This is a genomic window from Pseudomonadota bacterium, from assembly GCA_039714795.1.
Classification (GTDB): domain Bacteria; phylum Pseudomonadota; class Alphaproteobacteria; order JAGOMX01; family JAGOMX01; genus JBDLIP01.
This window is the reverse complement of record JBDLIP010000143.1, coordinates 1-3,892: the sequence shown is the minus strand read 5'-3', so window position 1 is coordinate 3,892 and position 3,892 is coordinate 1. Positions and strand designations below refer to the sequence as shown.

The following is a 3,892-nucleotide window of genomic DNA, read 5'->3' as shown; positions in this document are numbered from 1 at the left end:
TGATGTTACTTGGCCAAAAATTGCCATGTCTATGACTGGGCGGATCAATGATAATTTTCAGAGGCTGGATTCAACAGTTTGAAACATCCTGGGTATACCACAAAATTTTAAGGAAGAGAAAAGCAAGCATTATGAGGCTCTCAAACAACCCTTATCTGGCAATGAATTTGTAGGTACCCTCAAAAATAAGTTGCGAAAAGCACTACATCTTCTAAATAAAAATCTACCCAAAAACAGCAAAGTCAAAATTATCAAGAAAAACAAGAAAGGTTGGATAAAATTGACTCCTGTTCAAGAACAGAAGCCTCCACCGAACATTGAAAAGCTCAGGCATGAAATTTTTGAGAGATGGTCAAGTATTTCATTATTAGATGTATTAAAGGAAACAGATCTAAGGGTTGGTTTGACGTCTATATTCCAATCCGTTGGTACTAGGGAATATCTGGACAAGGAAGAGCTACAAATACGTCTGTTGCTCTGTCTATACGCGTACGGTAGCAATGCGGGGCTTAAGCGAGTTGCTTCTGGTAATAAGGAAATCAAATATCAGGATTTACGCTACATTCGACGTCGCTACATAAATTCTTCCAATCTCCGCCAAGCTTTAACTCAACTAGCAAATACTATTTTTGAGATTCGACAGAGTGAATTGTGGGGAGAAGATCTAACGTCCTGTGCTTGTGATTCGAAAAAGTTTGGGGCTTGGGATCAAAATCTAATGTCAGAGTGGCATGTGCGTTATCGGGGGCCTGGAGTAATGATCTATTGGCATCTCGACAAAAAAGCTGCCTGCATCTTTTCACAGCTTAAAACGTGCACATCTTCAGAGGTAGCCTCCATGATTGAAGGAGTACTGCACCATTGCACAAATATGGATGTACAAAGTGGTTATGTAGACAGTGCAGGCCAAACAATTATCGGTTTTGCTTTTTCGTATATCCTAAATTTTGACCTCTTGCCTCGCTTAAAAACCATCGGGCGACAGAAACTTGCTGTCGTTGAGATTGGCGATAAAGAACAATATGACCAGCTCGTAGATATCCTAGATCGTCCCATAAGGTGGGATTTAATCATTGAACAGTATGACGAAATTATTAAATATACGACCGCTCTGCGTCTTGGGACGGCCAATGCTGAAGAGATCTTGAGAAGATTTACCAAAGACAATAAAAACCACCCAACATATCAGGCTCTGATTGAATTAGGGCGTGCCGTTAAAACAATTTTTTTGTGTCGTTATCTTCAATCTGAATCTTTGCGGCAAGAAATCCACGAAGGATTAAACGTAGTAGAGCGTTGGAATGGTGTTAATGATTTCATTTTTTATGGAAAAAAAGGGGAAATTAATAGCAATTTCAAGGAAGAGCAGGAATTGTCGATGCTCTGTTTAAGCCTGCTCCAGACGAGCTTGGTGTATATGAATACCTTAATGCTGCAAACATTGTTAAATACACCAAAATGGCAAAACAGACTAACACCTGAGGATAAACGTGCTCTTTCGCCTCTTATTCATGCGCATATTAATCCGTACGGACTTTTTTTACTTGATATACGTAAGCGTCTTGATTTATCTCCCCCTAAACCATAGGAATTTTTACTATGACAATCTCTAGAACCCCATCAAAGAAAAAAGCCAAACAATTAATCAAGCTTTTGAGACCTGAACATCCAGACTATGATTATCTTCGTGAAGTCTTTCGTCACATTCGTCAAGAACTTGCTGTTAAAAGAAAAAACAAACCCAAACATCTTCCCTATGTTCCCACGGAGGAAGAAATTAAGCAGTATTATGAAAGTGTTTGGCGTTCGAAAAATATGAACCATATGATCCTGATCAAAACTCTTCTCTACACAGGTATGCGTGTCAGTGAGGTTATCGATGTTAAGCTTAATGATGTCGACCTTGACCGTTGTCAAATCCGCATAGAGCGAGGCAAAGGAGACAAAACCCGCATGGTTCCCTTTCCTGCCTCATTCAAAGAAACCTTGGCTATGCATATTCAGGATTCTCTGCAAAAAGGAGCAACGCATTTATTTGAATCATCGTGGAAGAAAAAATATTCCGACCGTGGAGTGCGTAGAATTTTATCAGAATACACCAAGCAAGCTGGCATTGCTAGATCTATTTCTCCACACAAGCTACGCCATTTTTTATTGACCTGGCTTAAAAAACAAGGCATCGATGATGCGCTCATTCAACCATATTCTGGACACGAGAGCCGCAAATCTTTAGAAATTTATTCTCAGTTATCAATTGGCGAGGCACAAAAAGAATATAACAAGGTGATTGAAAAATTCCCGGTTTAGACTCACCGCCAATTAAGTCTTCTATTGTGACTAACCTGCAAGCAGGTTAGTCAGTATCGTTTTCGCAGTCAAGACCTGAAAGAATTTGCCGTTTATTTTCTCTAAGCAATTTTCTTTTTTGCATAATTTTCTTTAGCTATCGAAACTGCTTGCTTTAATTTCTGTTCTAGAATTTCTTTTTGTGGGAGCTCTTTTAAATATTGTGCCGCATGAATACCCGTTTTATTCATTTCAAGATATTCAATGTCGTCTTGATCTTTGCCGGCGCACAAAATAATTCCAACAGGTTTTTCTTCGTGAGGGAGGCGCTCATGTCTATCAAGCCAATTCAGATACCACTCCATTTGTCCTTTGTAAGCAGGTTCAAACTCCGAAATTTTCAAATCAACAGCGATCAGTCGACATAGGCGGCGGTTAAAAAACAACAAATCTAAGTATCTGTCTTTCCTTTCTGTGCTCATTCTTTTCTGCCTGGCAACAAAGCAAAAGTCAGATCCCAATTCTTGAAGAAAATCTGTGATGTTATCGAGAATCAGGTTTTCAAGTTCTCTTTCAGAAAAGGATTCTGGTCCTCCAATAAAATTTATGAAATAAGGGTCTTTAAAGACAAGTTCTGAGCTCATAACATCATGAGCCTTTAATGCAGCAATCTGGGATTCGATTACGGTTTCTGGCTGTTTACTCAAAACAGTTCGCTCATAAAGCATTCCATCCAGCTGCTTCTTTAGGGCTCGCACGCTCCAGTGTTGGACGCGACACATTTCGGTGTAAAACTCTCGCTTGAGCTTCTCTTCAATGGAACAAACCGCAATAAAGTGGGACCAAGATAATTGTCTCGACAGTGTTGAGACAATTTCACGGTCCGGAAAAAGCTTAGCAAACTTGATCATTCTAAAGAGATTTGGCCTGCTGTACCCTTTGCCGTATTTCGCTGAAAGCTCTTTCACAAGAGATACGACAATGTTTTCACCATACTCTGCTCGCTGAGATTTTAAGATTTCTGCATCAATGCGTTTTCCAATCAGCCAGCACAGTAGGACTTGGGTGGAATTATACTCTCGTGCAACATGCCCTTTTGCATCATCAATTAATTTGCTGATGTCATCTAATAGCGGTTTTGTGTGCGGCAAAACGTTTTCGTGTACTTGTGTGGCTACTTTTTTAGTTCCACCCATTTTACTTTTTCCTGGCCTAAAATTAAATTCATATTGGGATATTAGATAAAATAGATTTTATTGTAAACACCAAAAAAATATGGCATTTAGAGATTCGATCCAAAACGATAAATTTTTGCTCGATTTCACGTGATTGTTACTGCGTAATTTCTCAGACGACGAAAATTGGTAATCCCTGAAAAAGCTTGCCAAAAAAGGGTTTACGCGGAAGTTTCTTCCTGAAATCTATCCTGTCTTTCTAAAAATCCAAATCTACTTCAGCGGAAATTTTCCCTGAGATTACCGATATTGCAGCTTGTCTCACACTGGGCCATGAACTGATCTAATTTTTCGCGATGCAAAGGTACAACAGGATTTAATTTCTTGTAATGTCTACCTTCGTGGATCCAACACAATCCTTTGTACCTAGC

General features: G+C 39.3%; 3 protein-coding genes. 2 read left to right on the top strand and 1 reads right to left on the bottom strand.

The window, feature by feature from the left end; translation table 11 throughout:
- Positions 1–280: 280 nt before the first annotated feature.
- Entirely contained in the window at positions 281–1,588 is a 1,308-nt protein-coding gene (locus ABFQ95_07960; GenBank protein MEN8237454.1) for a transposase, read from the top strand.
- An 11-nt stretch (positions 1,589–1,599) separates the two neighbouring features.
- Positions 1,600–2,307, top strand: coding sequence for a tyrosine-type recombinase/integrase (locus ABFQ95_07955; protein MEN8237453.1), 708 nt, complete (start codon positions 1,600–1,602; stop codon positions 2,305–2,307).
- A 101-nt stretch (positions 2,308–2,408) separates the two neighbouring features.
- Here ABFQ95_07955 and ABFQ95_07950 read toward each other — a convergent pair whose 3' ends face one another.
- Positions 2,409–3,482 carry a PDDEXK nuclease domain-containing protein gene (locus tag ABFQ95_07950; GenBank protein ID MEN8237452.1) on the bottom strand — a complete coding sequence of 358 codons (1,074 nt, stop codon included), beginning with the start codon at positions 3,480–3,482 and terminating at the stop codon, positions 2,409–2,411.
- Positions 3,483–3,892 lie beyond the last annotated feature (410 nt).

Bases quoted from the DNA above. Each gene is read 5' to 3' on its own strand.
- ABFQ95_07955 (MEN8237453.1), top strand. From the start codon at position 1,600: ATGACAATCTCTAGAACCCCATCAAAGAAAAAAGCCAAACAATTAATC.
- ABFQ95_07950 (MEN8237452.1), bottom strand. From the start codon at position 3,482: ATGGGTGGAACTAAAAAAGTAGCCACACAAGTACACGAAAACGTTTTG.